The organism is Streptomyces longisporoflavus, assembly GCF_014649775.1.
In the GTDB taxonomy this organism is placed as follows: domain Bacteria; phylum Actinomycetota; class Actinomycetes; order Streptomycetales; family Streptomycetaceae; genus Streptomyces; species Streptomyces longisporoflavus.
The window spans coordinates 23,720-44,870 of sequence record NZ_BMTR01000031.1 but is presented as its reverse complement, the minus strand read 5'-3'; the positions used below and the strand labels follow the sequence as shown (position 1 = coordinate 44,870).

At 69.3% G+C, this 21,151-nt stretch carries 17 protein-coding genes and 1 pseudogene; 12 read left to right on the top strand and 6 right to left on the bottom strand.

Features of this window, described 5'->3' with window-relative positions:
• Positions 1 to 2 precede the first annotated feature (2 nt).
• The 3 genes from IE226_RS44410 to IE226_RS37435 form a co-directional block, all read right to left on the bottom strand.
• The gene (locus IE226_RS44410; protein ID WP_229871787.1) at positions 3 to 1,631 is read right to left on the bottom strand and encodes a putative T7SS-secreted protein; all 1,629 of its coding nucleotides are present in this window, start codon (positions 1,629 to 1,631) and stop codon (positions 3 to 5) included.
• 187 nt (positions 1,632 to 1,818) lie between these two features.
• Complete coding sequence (locus IE226_RS37440) at positions 1,819 to 2,871, bottom strand: hypothetical protein (protein WP_190085969.1); 1,053 nt, start codon at positions 2,869 to 2,871, stop codon at positions 1,819 to 1,821.
• Entirely contained in the window at positions 2,868 to 3,506 is a 639-nt protein-coding gene (locus IE226_RS37435) for a hypothetical protein (protein ID WP_229871788.1), read from the bottom strand. The genes IE226_RS37440 and IE226_RS37435 overlap by 4 nt, the downstream gene beginning before the upstream one ends.
• A 459-nt stretch (positions 3,507 to 3,965) precedes the next feature.
• On the opposite strand from IE226_RS37435, the gene IE226_RS37430 reads away from it, so the two are divergent.
• The 7 genes and pseudogenes from IE226_RS37430 to IE226_RS37405 all read left to right on the top strand — a co-directional run bounded on the left by IE226_RS37430 (position 3,966) and on the right by IE226_RS37405 (position 13,658).
• Entirely contained in the window at positions 3,966 to 6,965 is a 3,000-nt protein-coding gene (locus IE226_RS37430; protein WP_190085967.1) for a bacterial transcriptional activator domain-containing protein, read from the top strand.
• A 33-nt stretch (positions 6,966 to 6,998) separates the two neighbouring features.
• Positions 6,999 to 7,721 (top strand): prepilin peptidase, encoded by a 723-nt coding sequence (locus IE226_RS37425; RefSeq protein WP_190085966.1) that lies wholly within the window; start codon positions 6,999 to 7,001, stop codon positions 7,719 to 7,721.
• Positions 7,722 to 7,792: 71 nt separating this feature from the next.
• Positions 7,793 to 8,992: a cyclic dehypoxanthinyl futalosine synthase gene (mqnC, locus tag IE226_RS37420; protein WP_190085965.1), complete on the top strand. Its 1,200-nt coding sequence runs from the start codon at positions 7,793 to 7,795 to the stop codon at positions 8,990 to 8,992.
• Between the two features lie 7 nt (positions 8,993 to 8,999).
• On the top strand, positions 9,000 to 9,599 hold the full coding sequence (locus tag IE226_RS37415) for an imidazolonepropionase-like domain-containing protein (RefSeq protein WP_190085964.1): 600 nt from the start codon (positions 9,000 to 9,002) through the stop codon (positions 9,597 to 9,599).
• Positions 9,600 to 9,914: 315 nt separating this feature from the next.
• On the top strand, positions 9,915 to 10,607 hold the full coding sequence (locus tag IE226_RS37410) for a demethylmenaquinone methyltransferase (protein ID WP_190085963.1): 693 nt from the start codon (positions 9,915 to 9,917) through the stop codon (positions 10,605 to 10,607).
• A 213-nt stretch (positions 10,608 to 10,820) separates the two neighbouring features.
• Positions 10,821 to 10,889: pseudogene (locus tag IE226_RS44405) on the top strand (zinc-ribbon domain-containing protein); the annotation flags it as partial.
• A 453-nt stretch (positions 10,890 to 11,342) separates the two neighbouring features.
• Positions 11,343 to 13,658, top strand: coding sequence for a serine/threonine kinase C-terminal domain-containing protein (locus IE226_RS37405; RefSeq protein ID WP_229871789.1), 2,316 nt, complete (start codon positions 11,343 to 11,345; stop codon positions 13,656 to 13,658).
• Between the two features lie 138 nt (positions 13,659 to 13,796).
• On the opposite strand, the gene IE226_RS37400 is transcribed toward IE226_RS37405, so the two are convergent.
• Together IE226_RS37400 and IE226_RS37395 are read right to left on the bottom strand one after the other, a co-directional pair.
• Positions 13,797 to 14,132, bottom strand: coding sequence for a PASTA domain-containing protein (locus tag IE226_RS37400; RefSeq protein ID WP_229871786.1), 336 nt, complete (start codon positions 14,130 to 14,132; stop codon positions 13,797 to 13,799).
• Between the two features lie 144 nt (positions 14,133 to 14,276).
• Positions 14,277 to 14,801, bottom strand: a complete 525-nt coding sequence (locus tag IE226_RS37395) for a GNAT family N-acetyltransferase (protein WP_229871785.1) — start codon at positions 14,799 to 14,801, stop codon at positions 14,277 to 14,279.
• Positions 14,802 to 14,898: 97 nt separating this feature from the next.
• Between IE226_RS37395 and IE226_RS37390 the strand changes: the two genes are divergently transcribed.
• Entirely contained in the window at positions 14,899 to 16,188 is a 1,290-nt protein-coding gene (locus tag IE226_RS37390) for a geranylgeranyl reductase family protein (protein ID WP_190085960.1), read from the top strand.
• Between the two features lie 118 nt (positions 16,189 to 16,306).
• Here the strand turns inward: IE226_RS37390 and IE226_RS37385 are convergent, their stop codons facing one another.
• Positions 16,307 to 17,122, bottom strand: a complete 816-nt coding sequence (locus IE226_RS37385; protein ID WP_190085959.1) for a C40 family peptidase — start codon at positions 17,120 to 17,122, stop codon at positions 16,307 to 16,309.
• 1,009 nt (positions 17,123 to 18,131) lie between these two features.
• On the opposite strand from IE226_RS37385, the gene IE226_RS37380 reads away from it, so the two are divergent.
• Genes IE226_RS37380 through IE226_RS37365 form a run of 4 tightly spaced genes read left to right on the top strand, consistent with a single transcriptional unit; the run spans position 18,132 to position 21,116 of the window.
• On the top strand, positions 18,132 to 18,491 hold the full coding sequence (locus IE226_RS37380; RefSeq protein ID WP_003992243.1) for an NADH-quinone oxidoreductase subunit A: 360 nt from the start codon (positions 18,132 to 18,134) through the stop codon (positions 18,489 to 18,491).
• 20 nt (positions 18,492 to 18,511) lie between these two features.
• Positions 18,512 to 19,066 (top strand): NuoB/complex I 20 kDa subunit family protein, encoded by a 555-nt coding sequence (locus IE226_RS37375; protein ID WP_160506582.1) that lies wholly within the window; start codon positions 18,512 to 18,514, stop codon positions 19,064 to 19,066.
• A gap of 29 nt (positions 19,067 to 19,095) precedes the next feature.
• Positions 19,096 to 19,794, top strand: a complete 699-nt coding sequence (locus IE226_RS37370; protein ID WP_373307098.1) for an NADH-quinone oxidoreductase subunit C — start codon at positions 19,096 to 19,098, stop codon at positions 19,792 to 19,794.
• Positions 19,794 to 21,116 (top strand): NADH-quinone oxidoreductase subunit D, encoded by a 1,323-nt coding sequence (locus IE226_RS37365; protein WP_190085957.1) that lies wholly within the window; start codon positions 19,794 to 19,796, stop codon positions 21,114 to 21,116. The genes IE226_RS37370 and IE226_RS37365 overlap by 1 nt, the downstream gene beginning before the upstream one ends.
• The last annotated feature ends 35 nt before the right edge of the window (positions 21,117 to 21,151 follow it).

Here is a 21,151-nt window from a genome sequence, read left to right as displayed (position 1 = left end):
CCTTAAGGGTGTCGCCCGGTCTGAGGGTTCGGATACAGGGTGACGTTGCGGGTCCCTGAGGTGGGATCTGACCGGAACACGGCCTTTACTGAGCCCTCCCTGAAGTCTACCGGCCGGTAATTAAGGTTGCCTGCCGCGTCGGCGGGATTGCTCGGGTCCACGTAGAAGCCAGTGAACTTGTGCCCGTACTCCGCGTTCCCGTACAGCTCGGACATGGGGATGTCGACGACGTCGTCTCCGCTGGCGGCAGACTTCGAACGGGCCACGCGTTCGGCTTGAATCATGTCTTCGGCGTTGTTGAAGCGCGTCGCGTAGGGACCACAGCGGTGCTTCTTGGGTGTCCCGTCTGCCTTTGGCTCGGAATCCCAGACCGTTCCTGTCTCGGGATCTTTCTGATCCTTCATTCGTACGTGACCATCATTCTTGAACGTGTAGTTCCCCTGCGCGTCGAGCTTAGGTTCACCGAGTCTAGCTTTGAGTTGGGCATCCGTGGCGAAGAGATGACGTTGGGGGCCATGCCCTTCGTTCTTAAGTTTTGCGAGTCGTTTGAAGCGTGCGCTGGCGAGAGGCGAGGGACTGTGTGCATGGACGATGACTTTCGGGTGGAGCATCCCTTTGAGTCCGCCGCCGATGCCTTTCATGGCCCCGGCACCCAAGGCCTTCAGCCCGCCCGCCTTCCAAAGCTTGCCCAGCTTGGCCAGGCTGGTGATGCCCTTCGTCGCGGGTATGCAATCGAGAGCGGCCCATATGAGGTCACCCCAGCCTGCTTCACCATTGGCGACTTTTCTTATGGTGTCCGCCATCACCACCAAAGCCGCGGCGAAGACAAGCCAGCCCAGTGGTCCACCGACGATCATCACGATGATCCCGACAACGGCCACAATCACCTTGCAAACGGTGACGATCTCGTCCCAGTGGTCGGCGACCCAGTCGGTCGCCTCCTCCCACCAGTGGCGGTTGGGGATGCCCGCGTCTGAAGCCTCTTCCAGCTTCTTCACCGTTCGGCGAGCGGCTTCGTCCCGCAGCCCCTTGGCCTGATTGGCGAGCTTCTTCGCTGCATCGAGGGCGCTCTGGGCGGCATCGACGTCGCCCTGCGCAGACTCCTGCTTCTCCTTTGCGCGGGTCGCGTTCCTCGTGGCCTGGCGGACCTCGGTCTCGTCGGGCTTGGGGACGTCCTTGCCGGGGTTCTTGTCCGCGTCGTAGGAATCGGCCTTCTTGGTAGCCGTCTGCACCCAGTCGTTGGCGCCGCTCAATGCGGTTTGGGCGGTGGCAAGTTGGTCTCGGGCGGCGCGGCCATCGCGTAGCGCCTTGTCCGCCTTGGTCTGGGCTTCTTCGAGGTCGGGCCAGAACGAGGCGAGTGCGTCGCCCGCGAGGTTGTAGCTCTTCTTCAGCTTCTTCAGCTTGCCGGGAGCGTCCTCGAACTCCGCGATGAAGGTGTCGGCGGTCTTCCCCGCCCAGGAGAGGATCGCGTCTTCTCCCGCCATCCCCTTGATGTCGCGCAGGACCCTGGATACGTCGTCGGCGAAATCGTGCAGGTTCTTCGCAAGCTTGCGGACGCGGTCCGGATCACCGGGAGTTGGGTCCTTGTCCAAGTCCAGGACGTGCCAATCCGCCGGACGATTCCCCGCCATCCCACAACCCCCGCAGAACCTGTACTGCTTGTACTCGAAAGCGCATACGAAGCTATCGCACCCGTGTTGGGAGTGAGACGTAGAGGCCTCGTCGTCCAGCCATGGGTCGTCGTGGTGCGTGAAGACGACCACGGTGAACGGCGGTGGGTGAGGGTGGCGTGCCCGCGCATGGCGTGGAGCCCCTTGATCAGCGGTTGATCGACTGGACTTCCTGGACTTCCATGTCCCGGGTCGTCTCGAAGGTGCCCTCCGGCAGCATGTGCTTGCCGTCGTTGTCCGAGCCCTCCCAGGAGATCTCCCAGGTGATCGACGCCTTCAGCTGGTACGGCTTGCCGTCCGTGGCGCGGAGGTAGCTGATGCCGCACGGCGGGTCCTGCTTCGACTTGCCCTTCGTGTAGGGCGTACCGATGCTGCCGTCTTCGTTGATCTCGCATTCGCCGGACGCGGGGAAGGTTTCGGAGTCCTCCGTGCCCGGTTCCAGGTGGAGGCTCTTCGGCGTTGCCGTGGTCTCCGCCCAGATGCCCGTCTTGGGGAGCTCCGCGCGGACTTGGACGTCCTTGAAGGTGCCCTTGTCCAGCCATACCCAAGTGGGCAGGTTGACGGTCGACTTGGCCTGCGGCTTCAGCTCGATCTCGGTCTCGGGGATCTCGACCTTGTCGTACGCGTACTCGGCCAGGGTCTTGGGCGTCGGCGTGTGCGGGACATCCGGGATCTCGCCCTGATCCTGCCAGAACATGACCTTGTCGCACGCGGAGGAGCGGGGGTCGGTGTCGTCGGGCGCGACGCTGCGCCAGAAGTACCCCTTCTTGCCGATGTTGTAGTTGTCGTAGCCCTTGGCGATGGTGTTCTCGGCGTCGATGTTGGGCTCGTCCTTGCCCTTGGCGTAGTGGTTCTCCCACAGAGACCTGCCGTACCAGCCCTGGTGGATGCCCACCATGCCCTCGCCGTCCGTCTTCTTGACGAAGGCCTTGAGCTGCTCGGGCGTGAAGAGCGGTTCGTACCAGCAGGCCGGAGGCTTCCAGTTGGGGTCGATCGGGGCGAGGTTGCCCTTCTTGCCCTTGCCGTCGCCGCCCTTGACGTACGAGACCTGGATCTGCGAGTGCGCCGTGGACGCGAGAGTGCGTTCGTCCACCTCGCCGGCCGTTCCCCCGCCGCCGACGGCGTGAGCCGGTGCGGACGCGAGGACGACCGCCGTGAGTGACGCGGCGGTCAGCGCAGGCCATGTGTGCCGTGACTTCATCGTGAGCAGCCGCCCCTCTTCGAGTAGGTGGACACGGTCTGCCAGACGCCCTCCGCGTTCTTGGCCAGGGTGAGGGTGTAGAAGACCTCGGGAGCCGTGCCCGCGGGGTTCCCCTCGGTCTTGCCCGACTTGCGTTCCTTCGAGTACGCCTTGCTCTCGTCCGTGCAGTACGTCAGGGTCGCCTTCGACTTCTTCTCGCCCGCGAGGGTGACCTCGGGGTCAAAGACCGGCAGCTTGCCGAAGACGGTGAGGTCCTTGTCCGTATACGTCTTGATCCACCGCTGGTCCTGCGAGAGGCCGGCCGTGGTGTCGTAGAAGGCGAGCGACTCGGCGTCGGGGTCCTTCGCGATGATGGCGGCGTATCCCGCCCGCAGATGCTCCTTGCCGTCGTCGAGAACGGCCTGCTTGGCGGGGTCGCTGCTCGTCCACCCCTCGAAGGGCAGATTGAAGCTCTTCGGAAGCGTGATCTTCGGCCGGTCGGCGTCAGGAGTCTTCGCGCCCGACTTCGACGGCGCCGGAGTGCTGTCACCCTGCCCCGCACCCTCGATCTTGTCCGGGGACTCGTCGCTCCCGCTGCCCCCACAGGCAGTCAGAAGCAGGGCCGCGCCGGTCACCAGCGCGGTCACGATGGGCATAGTGCGACGGGCCACGATTGCAGCCCCCCAGGGTTCGGCGTGTGTGCACATGTGTGCAGGAGAAAATGGAGCCGGACGAAGTTATCAGGCGTGGGTTATCAGTACTGGTGGGCTTTGTGAAGGCTCTCGCGTTCCGTGCGGTGACGGAAGCGAACAGGAGTGAAGCGTTCCCAAGTGCTACGGGGGCGCGGTGATTCCGTGCCGGAACTGTGACGCGCGCCGATGAATGCCCGCCGCAAGTGGACATTCGTGGTCGACAACCACGCAAGGGGAGTTGGACTTACGGTGCGACTCGGGCGTAAACGGGCGGCCGGGGGAACGTATCGCCAGGCCCCGCAACCCGTTGCCCCTGTCTGACCTCCGGCCCCTTCCGTACCATCGCCTCAGTACGCTCAGCTGATCTCCCTTGATCCCTTGATCCCTATCCGCTCCCTCTCAGAGGACAACAGGACACCCGCCATGGCGCGCACCACTTCAAGTTCGACAGGCGGCCCGTCGGCTCCACGGAATCGGACGCCGCAGCCGCTGCCCCGGCGTCGACGTACTGCCGGGGACTTCGTCAAGGCGTTCCTCGCCTTTGTCGCGTTGGCCGCGCTCGTCGTCGGCGTGCCTGCCGCGCTCGCGTTCACCGTGGGGTGGCCGTTGCCGGGCGGGGCGCCGTCCCTTGAGTGGTTGCAGCAGGAGATCACGGTCACGACGTTCGTCAACGTACTGACCGTCGTCGTCTGGCTCGCCTGGGCCCAGTTCACCGCCTGCGTGCTCGTCGAGATCAAGGCCGCGCTCTCCGGTGTGGGCATGCCGGGCCGCGTTCCGGGCGCCGGCGGCAGCCAGCTCCTCGCCCGTCAGCTCGTCGCCGCCCTGCTCCTGGTGGGCGCAACCGCCGCCAGCTTCGCGCCGGGGCTCTCGCAGTTCGGGCAGTCCCTGGAAGGGAATCAGAAGCCCGCGTCCGCCGCTTCCGCCCAGCAGACCCCCGGCGGTCTCTTCGGGCAGGAGCAGGCCGGAAGCGCCGCCGGCGCCGTCGCCGAGCAGGCCGAGCAGGCCGCCGACCGGGCGGGGAGCACCGCCAAGGACGGGGACACCAAGTACTACCGGATCCAGCCGCCCGAAGGCCGTCACCACGACTCCATGTGGGAGATCGCCGAGCGGCACCTCGGTGACGGCCGTCGCTACAAGGAGATCTACCAGCTCAACAAGGACCGTGAGCAGCCCGACGGGTCCCGCCTGTCCGAGGCCAGCCTCATCCGGCCCGGCTGGATCATGGAGATGCCCGCGGACGCGCACGGCGGCGAGCTCGTCGAGATGCCCGACGAGGCGCCCAAGGTCTCGCAGGACGTGAAGGAGCAGATCTCCGACTACGCCAAGTCCGGGCAGCAGGGTGGTGGCGCCAAGGAGCAGGGCGGCGCCAACGAGCAGGGCGGCGGCGGGTCCGTCGACCGCGACACCGCGCACATCACCATTCCCGAGCAGCGGCCCAACAACGACAGTGGCGGGCACGGGCAGCAGGAAGCGCCCGTCGCGAGCAGCGGCAGCGAATCCGAAGGGTTCCCCTTCGGGCTGCCCGAAGCCCTCATCGGCGCCCCGCTCCTCGCCGCCGGACTCCTCGGCGCCCTCGGCCGCCGTCGCCGGCACGCGCTGTGGCAGTCGGCCATGGGCGCCGTCGGCGGACGCCGCGGCATGGAGCCGCCGACGCCGACCGGGGACGCCGCCGACGTGCAGGACGCGCTGCTCGTGGGCGCCGACCCCGAGGGCGTACGACTTCTCGACCTGTCGCTGAGGGGGCTCGCCGCGTCCCTCGCCGAGGAATCGCGCGCCCTGCCCACCGTCTACGCCGCCTGGCTCAGCAACGGCGATCTGCACCTCCAGCTCGCCCAGCCCGCCGGACGGCCGCCCGCTCCCTGGCAGTTGGGGCAGGACCAGACGTTCTGGATGCTGGCGCGCACCGACGCCGAGCGGTACGAGGACGTCGACACCGCCGCTCCCTACCCGGGGCTCGTCAGCCTCGGCACGCTCGACGACTCGCGGCTGCTGCTCAACCTCGAAGCCGTGCCCGGTGTCGTGTCGCTGAGCGGTACCGAGGCCGACCGCGCCGCCGTCTTCGCCTCCGTCGCCGCCGAGCTCGCCACCAACGGCTGGTCCGACCGCATGACCATCACCCTCGTCGGCTTCGGACAGGACCTGACGCCGCTCGCGCCCAACCGGCTGCGGCACCTCGACGGCATCGAGGCGCTCATCGAGACGATGGAGGCCGAGACGCGGCAGCGCCGCGGGGCCCTGGGGGCGGCCGGGCACGATTCCGTCCTCACCGGGCGTACGGGCCCGGCACAGCACACCCGCTGGGCGCCGCACCTGGTGCTGCTCGCCGCCGAGCCCACCGGGGACGACGCCGTGAAGCTCGCCGAGCTGGCCGCCGACGCCAGCCGCCTGGGCATCGGCTACCTCGTCGGTACGGAGTCCGGCGACCTGCCCGGTGCCGCCTGGGAGATGGAGATCACCGCAGGGGGCAAGCTGCTCGCCCCGCTCCTCGGTCTCGAGCTCGAGGCGCAGACGCTGCCCGAGGCCCAGCAGCGGGCCGTCGTGGAACTGTTCGTCGACGCCGATCCGGGCGAGGGCGAGGGGGAGGGCCGCGGCGGCAGCGGTTCCGGTCGTACGGGCGCCACCCCGCCGTTCCTCGTCGACGTCACCGAGCAGGGGCGGCCCGCGGTGTACGCGCGCCTGGTCGGAACGTACGAGATCATCGGCCTCGACACGCCCGACGGTGACCGCAGCCCGCTGTTGCACGAGGCGCTCGCGCTGCTCCTGCTGCACCGCGAGGGCGTGCACCCGCGGGTGCTTGCCTCCGCGCTGTGGCCGCGCGGCGTCACCGAGGACGTACGCGACGCGCTCGTCGAACGACTGCGGGAGTGGCTCGGCACCGAGCCCGACGGGTCGCCCCGGCTGCGGGCCGACCAGAGCGGGCGGCTCACGCTCGCCAAGTCCGTCGTCTCCGACCTGGACGTGCTGCGCTCGCTGTACCACGAGGCGACCCAGGGGCGCGGCGCCAACAGCCGGGCCGTCCGCGGGCGGATGCTCACCGACGCCCTGGTGCTCGTACGCGGGCCGCTGCTCCAGGACCGGCCGCAGGGGCGGTACGCGTGGCTCACGCACGAGATCATCGACGCGCAGCTGCCGCTGCTCGTCGCCGACATCGGGCTCGCCCTCTCCGAGTTCCACCTGGAGAAGGGGCGCGCGGAGAAGGCCATCGAGGCGTTGAACGCCTCGCTGAAGTCCGCGCCGGGGGACGAGCGGCTCTGGAACGAGCTGCTGCGCGGCACTCACGCGGTGGGCGATCCCGCCCGCTTGCAGCAGGTCGCCGCCGATCTTGTCGCGCGGAGCGGGGCGCGGGGTGTGCCGCCGCGGACGGAGGCTCTGCTTGACGAGTTGCTTCCTGCTTGGCGCAGTGGCCTCACCGCGGTCAGCTGACACCCCGCTGAATCGGAACGGGAAGTCGACCTCTTGTTGCTGATCCTCGTCCTCGGCGGCGCCCTCTGGGGCGCCGCCGCCGGGCTGCTCGTCCCCCGTGCCGTCTACCGGCTCTCCGTGGCGCCGGACGAGGGCTGGCGCGCCGCGTGCCCCGACGGGCATCCCGTGGGCGGGTGGGTCGGGCTCGCGCGGTGCGGGCACGACGGGACCCGCTACGGGCCGCGGACCACGACCGTCGCCCTCGCCACCGCCCTCGTCTGCGCCGCCCTCGCCGCGGCCACCGGCGCGCGGCCCGAGCTCGGCGTCTGGCTGCTGCTCGCGCCCTTCGGGGTGCTGCTCGCCGTCGTGGACTTCGGGGTGCACCGGCTGCCCGACGTGCTGACCCTGCCGCTCGCCGGGGCCGCGCTCGTCCTCCTCGGGGGCGCCGCGGTGCTGCCCGAGCACGCCGGGTCCTGGATCCACGCGCTCTACGGAGGGCTCGCGCTCGGCGGTGCGTACTTCGTGCTCTTTCTCATCAGCCCGAACGGCATGGGCTTCGGCGACGTGAAGCTGGCGCTCAGTCTGGGAGCGGTCCTGGGCTGGTACGGATGGGGCGCGGTGCTGCTCGGCACCTTCGCCGGGTTCCTGCTCGCCGCGCTGTACGGCGGTTTCCTGGTCGTCGCCCGCCGCGCCGGGCGCAAGACGGCCATCCCGTTCGGGCCGTTCCTGATCGGCGGGGCGTTTCTGGGGCTGCTTGCCGGGGCGTATGCCGCCTGACGTCGGACGGCCAGATCGCCTGGCGTACGCTGAATCAGTCCGTCCAGAACCCTTACGAAAGGGACGCCCCGGTGACCGAGAAGGCCGACCTTCAGTCCGTGCTCGACCGTGCCGCCGCAGGTGGGCGGATCAGCGAGGAAGAGGCGCTCGACCTCTACCGCGATGCCCCGCTGCACGCGCTCGGCGCCGCCGCGGACGCCATCCGCCGCCGCCGGTACGCGGGGACCGAGCACATCGCGACGTACATCATCGAGCGGAACATCAACTACACCAACGTGTGTGTGACCGCCTGCAAGTTCTGCGCCTTCTACGCCGCCCCGAAGGACACCAAGAAGGGCTGGACGCGCGACCTCGACGACATCCTGCGGCGCTGCGCCGAGACCGTCGAGCTCGGTGGCACGCAGGTCATGTTCCAGGGCGGGCACCACCCGGACTTCGGCGTCGAGTACTACGAAGAGCACTTCTCGGCGATCAAGAAGAACTTCCCGCAGCTGGTCATCCACTCCCTCGGCGCCTCCGAGGTCGAGCACATGGCCCGCATCTCGAAGGTCTCCGCCAAGGAGGCGATCCAGCGCATCCACGCCGCCGGGCTCGACTCCTTCGCCGGTGCCGGTGCCGAGCTGCTCCCGGCCCGTCCGCGCAAGGCCATCGCCCCGCTCAAGGAGAGCGGCGAGCGCTGGCTGGAGATCATGGAGATCGCGCACGAGCTCGGCGTCGAGTCGACGTCCACGATGCTCATGGGTACGGGCGAGACCAACGCCGAGCGCATCGAGCACCTGCGGATGATCCGTGACCTGCAAGACCGGACCGGGGGCTTCCGGGCCTTCATCCCGTACACGTACCAGCCCGAGAACAACCACCTCAAGGGCCGGACCCAGGCCAGCATCTTCGAGTACATCCGCATGATCGCGATCTCGCGGATCTTCCTCGACAACGTCGCCCACATCCAGGGTTCCTGGCTGACCACCGGCAAGGAGGCGGGGCAGCTCACCCTGCACTACGGCGCGGACGACCTCGGCTCCGTGATGCTGGAGGAGAACGTCGTCTCCTCCGCCGGCGCCAAGCACCGCAACAACCTGCGCGACATGATCGACATGATCCGCACCGCGGACCGTGTCCCGGCCCAGCGCGCCACGACGTACGAGCACCTCGTCGTGCACGACGACCCGGCGAACGACCCGACCGACGACCGCGTCGCCTCGCACATCTCGTCCACGGCGATCGAGGGCGGCACGGCCCACCCCGAGCTGAAGCTCCTCGCTTCCAACTGAGGCCGTCTTGCGCACACTTCACGTCGCCGAGGGGACACCGGAGGCGGCGGTCCTGGTCGACGGGGCGAGCATCGCCGCCGTCGGCCCGTACGAGGAGCTGGCCGCCGCGCATCCGGCGGCCCGCGTCCGGCGCTGGCCCGGCATCCTCACCCCGGGCCTGCTCAACGTGTACGGCCCCGAGCTCCTGGAGGCCACCTACCACCCCGACCCGCGGGAGGCCGACCGGCTCGGCACGGAGCCCATCGGCGGGGAGCGTGCGCGGGCGATCTTCCGCGCCGACCCGTCCCGCCTGGGTGCCAGCGCGCGCAGGGGCGTGCAGCGGCTCTTCGCGCACGGCACGGTGGCCGTCGCGGGCGAACTGAAGGCCCGGCCCGTCCTGGACACCGTCCGCAGGGCGGGCCTCGCGGTGGGCCGGCGCCCGGATCGGCTGCCGGGCCCCGCGTCCCTGTCGCCGGCACCCCTGGTCCTCCTGTCGCCCCTGACGACGGGCTCCCCCGCCCGCTTCGCGATCTTCGACGTGACCGACCGCGCAGCCCTGGTGCGGCAGGGCGCGGGAACGTGCGTGGCAACGGTGCTGGGCGGCAGAATGGTGTACCGAGCCAGCTGAAGCAGCCCAGCCCAGCCTGAGGGCACCCGAGCCTGAGGGCAGCCCCGCAGGGGCGCCCTCAGGGGAGCGGGGAACGGCGCGAGCAACCACACCATCCCCGCACCCGCCGGAGGCCCCGCCGCAGGCGAAGAGGCCGCCGCGGGCGAGGCGGGCCGCCGAAGGGGGCTTCAGGGGCGCGGGGAACGGCGCGAGCAACCACACCATCCCCGCACCCGCTGGACGACCGGCCCCGAGCAAACGCTCCCGCGAGAGAGGCCCGCCGCAGGCGAAGCGGGCCGCCGCCAAGACAGAAGACCGGCCTGACACAATGGCCGGGTGACCCGCGCATCTCTGGACAAGCAGCCGCACGAAGTCGCCTCGATGTTCGACGACGTGGCGGAACGGTACGACCTCACGAACGACGTGCTGTCGCTCGGGCAGGCCCGGCTGTGGCGCAAGGCGGTCGCGAAGGCCGTCGACGCGCGCCCCGCGCAGAAGGTCCTCGATCTCGCCGCCGGGACAGCCACCTCGTCACAGCCCTTCGCGCAGGCGGGCGCGTACGTCGTGCCCTGCGACTTCTCGCTCGGCATGCTGCAGGTCGGCAAGGGGCGCCACCCCTGGATGCCGTTCACGGCCGGGGACGCGACGAAGCTGCCCTTCAAGGACGACACGTTCGACGCCGTCACGATCTCCTTCGGGCTGCGCAACGTCCGGGAGACGGACCAGGCGCTGCGGGAGATGTACCGCGTGACCAAGCCCGGCGGCCGGGTCGTCATCAGCGAGTTCTCGCACGCGACGTGGGCGCCGTTCCGCACGGTCTACGAGGAGTACCTGATGCGGGCGCTGCCGCCGGTCGCGCGCGCCGTCTCCTCCAACCCCGACGCGTACGTCTATCTCGCGGAGTCCATCCGCTCCTGGCCGGACCAGCCGACGCTGGCCGCGATGCTGCAGGACGCGGGCTGGTCGAAGGTGGCGTGGCGGAATCTCACCGGTGGGGTCGTCGCGCTGCACCGGGGTTTCAAGGCGTAGACCTGCCACGGGGCGCCGACAGCGGGCAGCGTACAAATTATTCCGCTGTGAACCGAGTTGACGGGAACCAGCCGCCGGGCAAGATGTGTCCGTTGTGATACGACTCCGCCGACGCGGCGGTGTCGATGCGAAGCCGCTCTTTCGTGTCGGCCGTTGCGGGATTGTTCGGCACGGGTCGGTCTTTGGTCATCTCCCCACCGACGGAGCGTCCCCATGGCGTCGAACTGTCCTCACTGCGGGGCCTCCACCCCTGACGAGGCTCGCTTCTGCATGAAGTGCGGGCGCGAGCGTCCGCGCGACACGTCTGTGGACGCGGGGCCTGTGCTTCTGCCTGCCGCGGAGCTTGGCGGGGCGACTGCGGCGGATGTTGATGTGGCTGCGGCTGCGGCTGCGGTTGGGGATGCGGCTGGGGCTGGGGATACGCCCGCGCCAGCGGATTCGGCTGCGGGTTCGACCTCGGCTGCGGATTCAGCTTTGGCTGCGGATTCGGCTTCGGTGGAGCCTGAGCCTGACGCTCCCGGCAGCGGGCCCGAGGCGGGCGCGCCTGTCGGGCCGGGGTTCACCGCAACTTCCCTTACCGCGCCCGGACTTCCGGCCGCCCCCGCGTCCCCGCCGCCGCCCGCGTACGTTCCGGGAGCGCCCTCCGCGCCTTCGCCGGTCGGTGCCTTCATCGGGCGGGCGTTCCGCGGGGACTGGGCCGGGGCCGCTCAAGCTGCCCTGTGGCCAGTCGGGTTGGTGCTCGTCGCGGCCGTCGCGATGGCCATTCCGTCCTACGGGCAGGGTGACGGTGACGTCGTCGTCGGCTTCGGCGAGCGGATGCGGATCGCTCTCGCGATGCTGCTCCAGGCCGTGGGCGGCGGCTTCGAGGTCTCGGGGAGCGACCGGCAACAGGCGTCGGTCTTCGGCAGCGAGGGCCCCGGTGTGGACGCGGCTTTCGACGGCAGCGCAACCCTGCACCTCATTCCCCTCACCGCCACCGCCCTGTGGATCGGGGCCCTCTTCATCGGCGTACGCGTCCTGCGCAGCCGCATTCTCCTGCGCGACGGAGGCCACGGCGGAGGTCACGTCGGAGGTCATGGCGGCGGCACGGCGGGGCTCGAAGCGGCCGTACGCGTCACGCTGTTGGTGACCGTCGGCACTCTCGTGCTCAGCCTCTTCGCGCAGCCCGAGATCGAGGGCGTCGAACTCTCCTCCTCGCCGGTGCTCGCCGCGCTCGGGGCGCTCGTGCTCGGCCTCGCCGTCTCCTTCGGCGTACTGCACCGCCACGACCTCGCCCCCTGGCTGGCACAACGGCCGGGCTGGCAGGCGACGTTCCGTGCCGCCGGGACCGCGCTGCGCGCACTCGCTGTCGTGCTGGTGCTCTGCTCGCTCGTCGCCTTCATCAGCATCGCCCAGATCGACGACCTCGAACGCGCGCTCGACCTCGACGAGAGCGACGTGTCCCCGCTGGTCATCGCCCTGCTCCTGCTGCCGAACCTCGGCGCCGCGGCGCTCGGGCTCGGCTGGGGAGCACCGCTCGAAGCGTCGGTGCAGGGGAGCAGTTCGGCGTACGGCGGGGGATACGAGAGCGAGTCCTTCGGGCTGTCCGAGCTGGGGGACGTCACCAACGACTGGTCGATCGTGGGGGCGTTGGCGCTCGGGCTCGTCTGTGCGCTGACCCTCGGCGTCCTGGCCGCACGCCGCTCGGCACACCGGGGAGAGCAACTGCTCGCCGCCGGGATCTTCTTCGGGCTCTTCCTGCTGCTCGCCGGGGTCGGCGGTGTCAGCGTCGACGCCACCGGAAGCGCCTCGGCGGAGTTCGGCGGAGGCGGCAGCTCGGGCGGCTCGGGCAACGGCACTTTCGAGGCGGGCGTGAGCGTGCCGGACGCGCTGCTCTTCGGGCTGCTCTGGGTCTTCGTCGCGGCACTCGTCGCGCCGTTCCTGCTTCAGGTGGCGGGGCAGCCGACGGGGGTTGGCGTGCTGCCGATGCCGGTGGTGCCGGTGGTACCGCCGGTGCCGGGCGGGTCTGCCGGTACGCCCGCGTCCTTTGAGGCTGCCGGGGGCGGTGCGGGTGCCGCAGGTGCCGTGGGCCCCGTCACGCCGGACGCCCCTACGCAGGACGCCCCGACGCCGGACATCCCGGCGGCGGAAGTTGCCGCTCCCGCGCACCCGGCCGCCCCCATGCCCCAGTCCGCCCACGACCAGCCCACGTACGTCCCGGCCGCGAACCCCGCCTACGCCCCCGCCTCCTACGGCCCCGGCCCCTACGACCCGCACGCCTACCAGTCCCAGCCCCCGCCCACTGTCCCGGAGCCCCGCCGTACCGCCCTCTGGATCGCGACCCTCACCGCCGCCCTGGTCATCGGCGGCGGCATCGCGGCCGGGGTCCTGATCCTGCAAGACGGTGACGACGGCAAAGCGGACAAGGCCGGCGGCAAGGACGACAAGCCCGCCATCAGCCGGACCGACGACACCGGTCGTTCCGAGGGCCCTGAGGGCCCCGAGGCCCCCGAGGACACAGAAGACATCGACGGTTCGGCCGAGTCGCCGTCCCCCTCGCCCACCCCGGAAGAGCCGGACGAGAGCCCGGACACCGTGGACGAGGCCCCCGACGTACCCACCGGCTTCGACGTGGTCTCCGACGTGAGCGGCTTCGAGTTCGCCGTGCCCGACGGCTGGAACCGGCAGGGCGAGGACCGTCCGGGGCAGACCGTGTACGCGGGGTCGACCGGCCGGGAGGAGTTCCTGGTCGGCGTGGTCCCGAACGCCGACTACACCTCGTACGAGAACTTCACGACCATCGAGAAGGACGCCAAGAAGGACCCCAAGAAGTCGGACTACCAGCGTATCCGGCTCGAACCGAACACGTTCCAGGGCCGCAGCGGTGCCATCTGGGAGTACACCTTCACCGACACGGCGGGCCGCGAGATCCACGCCCTGAACCAGAGTTACGTCGCCGACAACGGCACCGAGTACGCCATCCAGCTCTCCTGGCGCGCGGACTTCTGGCCCACGAGCGAGGGCGCGGAGATCCACCGGACGGCGCTCGAACACTGGCGCATCAACGGCTGAGGCGTACGGGGCCGGCTTCGACCGGGGACACGCACCAGACCCCGGGGACATGCACCAGACTCCGGGGACACGCATCCAGGTCCCGGGGACCTTCACCAGACCCCGGACCCCAGGGGCATCAATCAGGCCCCGGGACCACTACCAGACGGCGCCGACCTCCGGCCCCGGCTCGGCCGTCTCGCGGTGCAGCCCGCCGTCCGGCGGCTCCGGACGGCGCGGCTCGCGGACTCCGGCGCCGCCGGTGTCGTCGGGGCCCAGCTCGAACCAGACGGTGACCACGGCATCGCGCGGGATCCAGACGCCGTGTGTGGGGTACTGCCGGACCACGTAATCGACGACAGCCAGGTGGAAGTCGGGGCGGTCCGGCGCCGCGAGCAACACGCCGTGCTTCGCCGCCGCCTCGCGCGCGTCCACGGCCATGAGACCGGTGAGGCGCGGTACGCGCACTTCGTCTGTCCTGGGCGTCTTCGGCACGGATGTCACCCCCGGCGGCGGTATTGGCAGGGTAGCCCCGCCGAAGCACCGGCCGGAAGCGGTGCGGCGCCCCCTCTCCCCGCGCCGCGCCCCCTCTCCCTTCTCACCGACCCGCGTCGCCCCACCGCCCGCCGGCCAGAGCCGCTACAGCGCGAGCCCGAACTGGAGTGCGTCCCGCTTGCCCACCGGCGTCGTGAGCGTCTGTGCCAGTCGCATGCCGAGGCGCCGGGTCACCGCCACGGACCGTGCGTTGCGGGCGTCGACCATCGCCACCACGTCCCGTACGCCCGCGGCGCGCACCCGCTCCAGGGTCGCCCGCGCGGCGGCTGTGGCGTACCCCTTGCCCCAGGCGGCGCGGCCGAGCCGCCAGCCGATCTCGATCTGGCCCTTGGGTCCCCATTCGTGCGGCCAGGGCTGCGCTCCGGTGAAGCCGATCGGCTCTCCGTCGGCGTCGAGCAATGTCCAGAGGCAGAAACCGTGTTCGGCGTCGTGTCTGCGCTGCCGGGCGGTCAGCTCCTCGTAGACGGAGAGTTCGGCCGACGCGCCGCCGTGGAACTCCATGACGTCGGGGTCGTCGAAGAGCCGGTGCCAGACGAAGGCGTCCTCGTGGGTCGGGACGCGCAGCTGTACGGCGGGCAGGGTCTCGGTCGGCAGTGCCTGCTTTGTCACGGGTGGCCCTTCGGCTGGCGGATCAGTACCGCTGCATAGACTGCCCATATCCCGTGCCTGCCGGCACACAGATTTCGAGCCTTGGGGAGAACCCGCCGTGACCGAGCCCCAGCCCCTCTCCGAACACACCGCTGATGTGATCGTCGTCGGGGCCGGGCCAGCCGGTTCCACGACGGCCTACTACCTGGCGAAGGCCGGACTCGACGTACTCCTCCTCGAAAAGACCGCGTTCCCGCGGGAGAAGGTGTGCGGAGACGGTCTGACGCCGCGTGCCACCAAACAGCTGGTGTCCATGGGGATCGACATCTCCGAGGAAGCGGGCTGGCTGCGGAACAAGGGCCTGCGCATCATCGGCGGCGGTGTCCGGCTCCAGCTCGACTGGCCGGAACTCGCCGCCTACCCGAACTACGGCCTGGTCCGTAAGCGCGACGACTTCGACGAGCAGCTCGCCCGCCAGGCCCAGAAGGCGGGCGCCCGCCTGCACGAGCGCTGCAACGTCGGCGCCCCGGTCATCGACGACCGCACGGGCCGCATCACCGGCGTGCACGCGAAGATGGGCGAGGAGAAGACCCCGGTCACCTTCCACGCCCCGCTGGTGGTCGCCGCGGACGGCAACTCGACGCGGCTCTCCCTCGCGATGGGACTGCACCGCCGCGAGGACCGCCCGATGGGCGTCGCGGTCCGTACGTACTTCACCTCGCCCCGCCACGACGACGACTACCTGGAGTCCTGGCTGGAGCTGTGGGACCGCCGCGGCGCCGAGGACCGGCTCCTTCCCGGCTACGGCTGGGTCTTCGGCATGGGCGACGGCACGTCGAACGTCGGGCTCGGCATCCTCGACTCCTCCTCCGCCTACAAGGAGCTGGACTGGCGCGAGGTGTTGAAGGCCTGGTGCGCGTCGATGCCGGAGGAGTGGGGCTACACCCCGGACAACATGACGATGCCGATCCGCGGCGCCGCACTGCCCATGGCCTTCAACCGCCAGCCGCACTACACCAAGGGCCTGCTCCTGGTGGGCGACGCGGGCGGCATGGTGAACCCGTTCAACGGCGAGGGCATCGCGTACGCCATGGAGTCCGGGCAGATCGCGGCGGACGTCGTCGTCCAGGCGCACGCCCGGCAGACCCCCGGCCAGCGCGAACTGGCGCTCCAGCGCTACCCGAAGGTCCTCAAGGACACCTACGGCGGCTACTACTCCCTGGGCCGCGCCTTCGTGAAGCTCATCGGCAACCCCAAGATCATGAAGATCGCGACGCAGCGTGGTCTGACCCACCCGATGCTGATGCGCTTCACGCTGAAGATGCTGGCGAACCTCACCGATCCGACGGGCGGCGACGCGATGGACCGCATCATCAACGGCCTGAGCAAGGTGGCCCCGAAGGCGTAAGGACCGGGCGCGAGGACCGGGCACAGGTCTGAGGACGCGTAGAAGGGCCGGGAACCCGCTGGGGGTTCCCGGCCCTTCTACGTATCTGTTCTACGCGCCTGCGTGTCTGTGAGGGTCCTCAGAGGACGCGCACGGCACCGTCGGCGGGGTAGCCCGACAGGTCCTGGATGACAACGCCCTTGCCGGGGTTGGCGGCGTCGAGGTACTGGCCGTTACCGATGTACACACCCACGTGGTACGCGGAGCCCGCGCCACCCCAGTAAAGGATGTCGCCCACCTGGACGTTGGAGAGCGAGACCGGCGTACCGGAGACCGACTGGTCCTGCGAGACGCGCGGAAGGTCCACGCCCGCCTGCTTGAACGCGGCCTGGACGAGGCTGGAGCAGTCCCAGGCGTTGGGTCCGGAGGCACCCATGACGTACGCGTCGCCGAGCTGGGCCTTCAGGAAGCTGATGACCGTGCCGACGCTGCCGCTGGCCGGAGCGGGCGTGTCGACGGTGGAGGCGCTGGAGCCGCCGGCGGCGCTGAGCGTGGTGCGCTCGGCGGAACGCGAGGCGCGCTCCTCCTCGGCCTTCTTCTTGGCGGCGGCCTCGGCCTTCGCCTTGGCTTCGGCCTTCTTCTCGGCCTTCGCCTGGTCTTCCTTGGCCTGCTTGGCGGCCTTCACGGCGGCCGCGTCCTGCTCGGCACGGAGCTGGTAGCTGTCGGCGGTCTGCTGGGTGGCCTCAGCGGACTGCGCGATCTGCGTGGACAGATCCGTGGTGAGCGTAGGCATTTCGATGGTCTCGGTCACCGGCTCGGCGGCGTTCGCCGTGCCAGCGGCCGCGGCCACTGCCAGGGTGCTGAGGACGCCACCGGCAACTCCGGCGCGCAGGGCCTGCTTCGTGGCGCTACGACGGGGCTTCCGGTGGCTGGGTATGTGAGCGGTGTGGGACATGAGAACAACCGCTATCAGGGAGTCAGGGTTCCCATCAAGAAACGTGGGGTGCGCCACAGTTGCCCCCGGAGTCCCCGAATCCCGGGCGTGTCACTTCTTATTGACGCCGTAACGGGCAATGCGGACAGTGGCGATCACGCCTGTGATCATGGGTTTTCTGCGATACGCCCGAATTGCCCATGGACTACCACCGGTTGAGCCGGTTGGCCAAGCCCGGCTTTTTCACGGTCCGTCAGCACGTGATGCAGGTCACATGCTCGACCCTAGGGGATCTCCCTGAGATCAGGCCGAGACCTTTCTGAGATATCCCGAAGAAATCAGGGTTGTTGGCCGCGTGGGGGATTGGTGACGGATCGACGGGCGATCGACGGAGAGCCGGTGCCGGGCCGGTGCTGATTTGTCCGAACGGTGACGACATGTGCCTCGCGTGTCCCGCGGGTGCTCGTGCGTGCGCACGCGTGCCGACGGTGTGCGGCTCGCGTGCAGCCCTCTTTGCGGCCACTCGCGACCTCCTGGGGCCACTCGAGACCTCCTGCGGCCACCTGCGGTCATCCGCGGCCGTGCTCGCCGGCGACCGTCCGTCGCCCAGCTAGTGAATCGGTGCACGCGGCCGCGAGTGTCCACGTTTGTTCACACCTCTCCCTCCGGGGTGTGAACGCGCCGCCACTATCAAGCCGCCATGTCCAGCGCCAATTTGCCTGCGGCGACCATTGCTTGATATAGCAACCCCCTCTCGACCAGCGGTAACCCGCTGAGATGTCACCTCTGGTGATCACTCAGGCGCTTCGAGTATGAAGATCACCGCTCATCCGACTTCATGATCCTTCGTCAGGTGGTGGAGATCACAAAGCCGTTGTCGCACCCCGTGTCGCAGATCACAGACCGGCAGGCATAAGATGCGGTGCAGTTGGGCTTGTGACCTGCTTCACATGTACGCGATCTTCGTGAGTGCGGGCCGCGGCCCAAAGCAACCGCCAACAGTCAGTGCCGACTGAGAGGAGCGAGGAGCGTGAACGCCTATGCGCCCATCCTCGTGCTGGGAGCCCTCGGGGCAGGCTTTGCGATCTTCTCCGTGGTCATGGCCACGCTTATCGGTCCAAAGCGGTACAACCGCGCCAAGCTCGAGGCGTATGAGTGCGGTATCGAGCCGACGCCGACTCCGGCCGGCGGCGGGCGATTCCCGATCAAGTACTACCTGACGGCGATGCTCTTCATCGTCTTCGACATCGAGATCGTCTTCCTTTACCCCTGGGCCGTCACCTTCGACGCGCTGGGGATTTTCGGGCTCGTGGAGATGCTGCTCTTCGTGCTCACCGTCTTCGTCGCGTACGCGTACGTATGGCGGCGTGGCGGCCTGGAATGGGACTAAAGGTCTGAGGGGCCAAGAGCATGGGACTCGAAGAGAAACTGCCGAGCGGATTTCTGCTGACCACCGTCGAACAGGCCGCGGGCTGGGTGCGCAAGTCATCCGTCTTCCCCGCGACCTTCGGCCTCGCGTGCTGCGCCATCGAGATGATGACGACGGGGGCCGGGCGCTACGACCTGGCGCGCTTCGGCATGGAGGTCTTCCGCGGTTCGCCGCGGCAGGCCGATCTGATGATCGTGGCGGGCCGCGTGAGCCAGAAGATGGCGCCGGTCCTGCGGCAGGTCTATGACCAGATGCCCAACCCCAAGTGGGTCATTTCCATGGGGGTTTGCGCTTCATCGGGCGGGATGTTCAACAATTACGCGATTGTGCAGGGCGTGGACCACATTGTCCCTGTTGACATCTATTTGCCCGGCTGTCCGCCGCGGCCGGAGATGTTGATGGACGCGATCCTCAAGCTCCACCAGAAGATCCAGGGCGGCAAGCTCGGGGTCAACGCCGAGGAAGCGGCCCGCGAGGCGGAGGAGGCGGCCCTCAAGGCGCTCCCCACCATCGAGATGAAGGGGCTGCTGCGGTGAGCGACGCGCACGACGAGCACGACGAACACCTGAACGGAAACGGCGTCCCCGCCCCCCGGGACGAGGCCGGCAAGGTCATCGGCGTCCGCAGGGGCATGTTCGGCGCCAACAACGGCGGCGACACGTCCGGTTACGGCGGCCTCGTACGGACCATCACCCTGCCGGGCGCCTCCGCGCGTCCCTACGGCGGCTGGTTCGACGAAGTGGCGGACGAACTGGAAGGAGCCCTGGAAGAGCAGGGGCTCCTGCCGGAGAACGCGATCGAGAAGACGGTCGTCGACCGCGACGAACTCACCTTCCACATCGCGCGCGAACACCTCGTCCGGGTCGCGCAGACCCTGCGCGACGACCCGGCCCTGCGCTTCGAGCTCTGCACGGGCGTCTCGGGGGTGCACTTCCTGGAGGACAAGGGCCGCGAGCTGCACGCCGTCTACCACCTGCGCTCGATCACCCACAACCGCCTGATCCGGCTCGAAGTCAGTGCCCCCGACGCCGATCCGCACGTCCCCTCGCTGGTGACGGTCTATCCGACGAACGACTGGCACGAGCGCGAGGCGTACGACTTCTTCGGCCTGATCTTCGACGGTCACCCGGCGCTCACGCGGATCATGATGCCGGACGACTGGCAGGGCTTCCCGCAGCGCAAGGACTACCCCCTCGGCGGTATCGCCGTCGAGTACAAGGGCGCCCAGATCCCGGCTCCGGACCAGCGGAGGTCGTACAGCTGATGTCCACTTCTCATGCTTCCGCCCGCGAAACGACCGAGGGGACCGTATATACGGTCACCGGCGGCGACTGGGACGAGGTCGTCCAGTCCGCGGCCCGGTCCGACGACGAGCGCATCATCGTCAACATGGGTCCGCAGCACCCCTCCACCCATGGTGTGCTCCGGCTCATCCTGGAGATCGAGGGCGAGACCGTCTCCGAGGCCCGCTGCGGCATCGGCTATCTGCACACGGGCATCGAGAAGAACCTCGAATACCGCACGTGGACGCAGGGCACGACGTTCGTCACGCGCATGGACTACCTGACGCCGTTCTTCAACGAGACGGCGTACTGCCTCGGGGTCGAGAAGCTCCTCGGCATCGAGGACCAGATCCCGGACCGCGCCTCGGTCATCCGCGTGCTCCTGATGGAGCTCAACCGGCTCTCCTCGCACCTGGTGTGCATCGCCACCGGCGGCATGGAGCTGGGCGCGACGACCATCATGATCTACGGCTTCCGGGATCGTGAACTCGTTCTCGACATCTTCGAGCTGATCACCGGTCTGCGCATGAACCACGCGTTCATCCGGCCCGGCGGCCTCGCCCAGGACCTGCCTCCGGGGGCAGTGGACCAGATGCGCGAGTTCGTGAAGAAGATGCGGAAGAACCTCGGCGAGTACGACAAGCTCGCCACCGGGAACCCCATCTTCAAGGCCCGCATGCAGGACGTCGGCTATCTCGACCTCGCCGGCTGCATGGCGCTCGGCGCCACGGGCCCGGTCCTGCGCTCGGCGGGCCTGCCGCACGACCTGCGCAAGGCGCAGCCCTACTGCGGCTACGAGAACTACGAGTTCGACGTCCCGACCGCCGACACCGCCGACTCCTACGGACGCTTCCTCATCCGCCTGGAGGAGATGCGCCAGTCGCTGCGCATCGTCGAGCAGTGCCTGGACCGGCTCGCGCCCGGCCCGGTCATGGTCGCCGACAAGAAGATCGCCTGGCCCGCGCAGCTCGCGCTCGGCCCGGACGGCCTCGGCAACTCGCTCGACCACATCAAGAAGATCATGGGCACCTCCATGGAGTCCCTGATCCACCACTTCAAGCTGGTGACCGAGGGCTTCCGGGTCCCGGCCGGGCAGGCGTACACCGCGGTCGAGTCGCCCAAGGGCGAACTCGGCGTGCACGTCGTCTCCGACGGCGGCACCCGCCCCTACCGGGTCCACTTCCGCGACCCGTCCTTCACCAACCTGCAGGCCATGGCGGCGATGTGCGAAGGCGGCCAGGTCGCCGACGTCATCGTCGCCGTCGCGTCCATCGACCCCGTGATGGGAGGCGTCGACCGGTGACCACCACTCCCCAGCAGGGCACGGGCGTCAGCCTG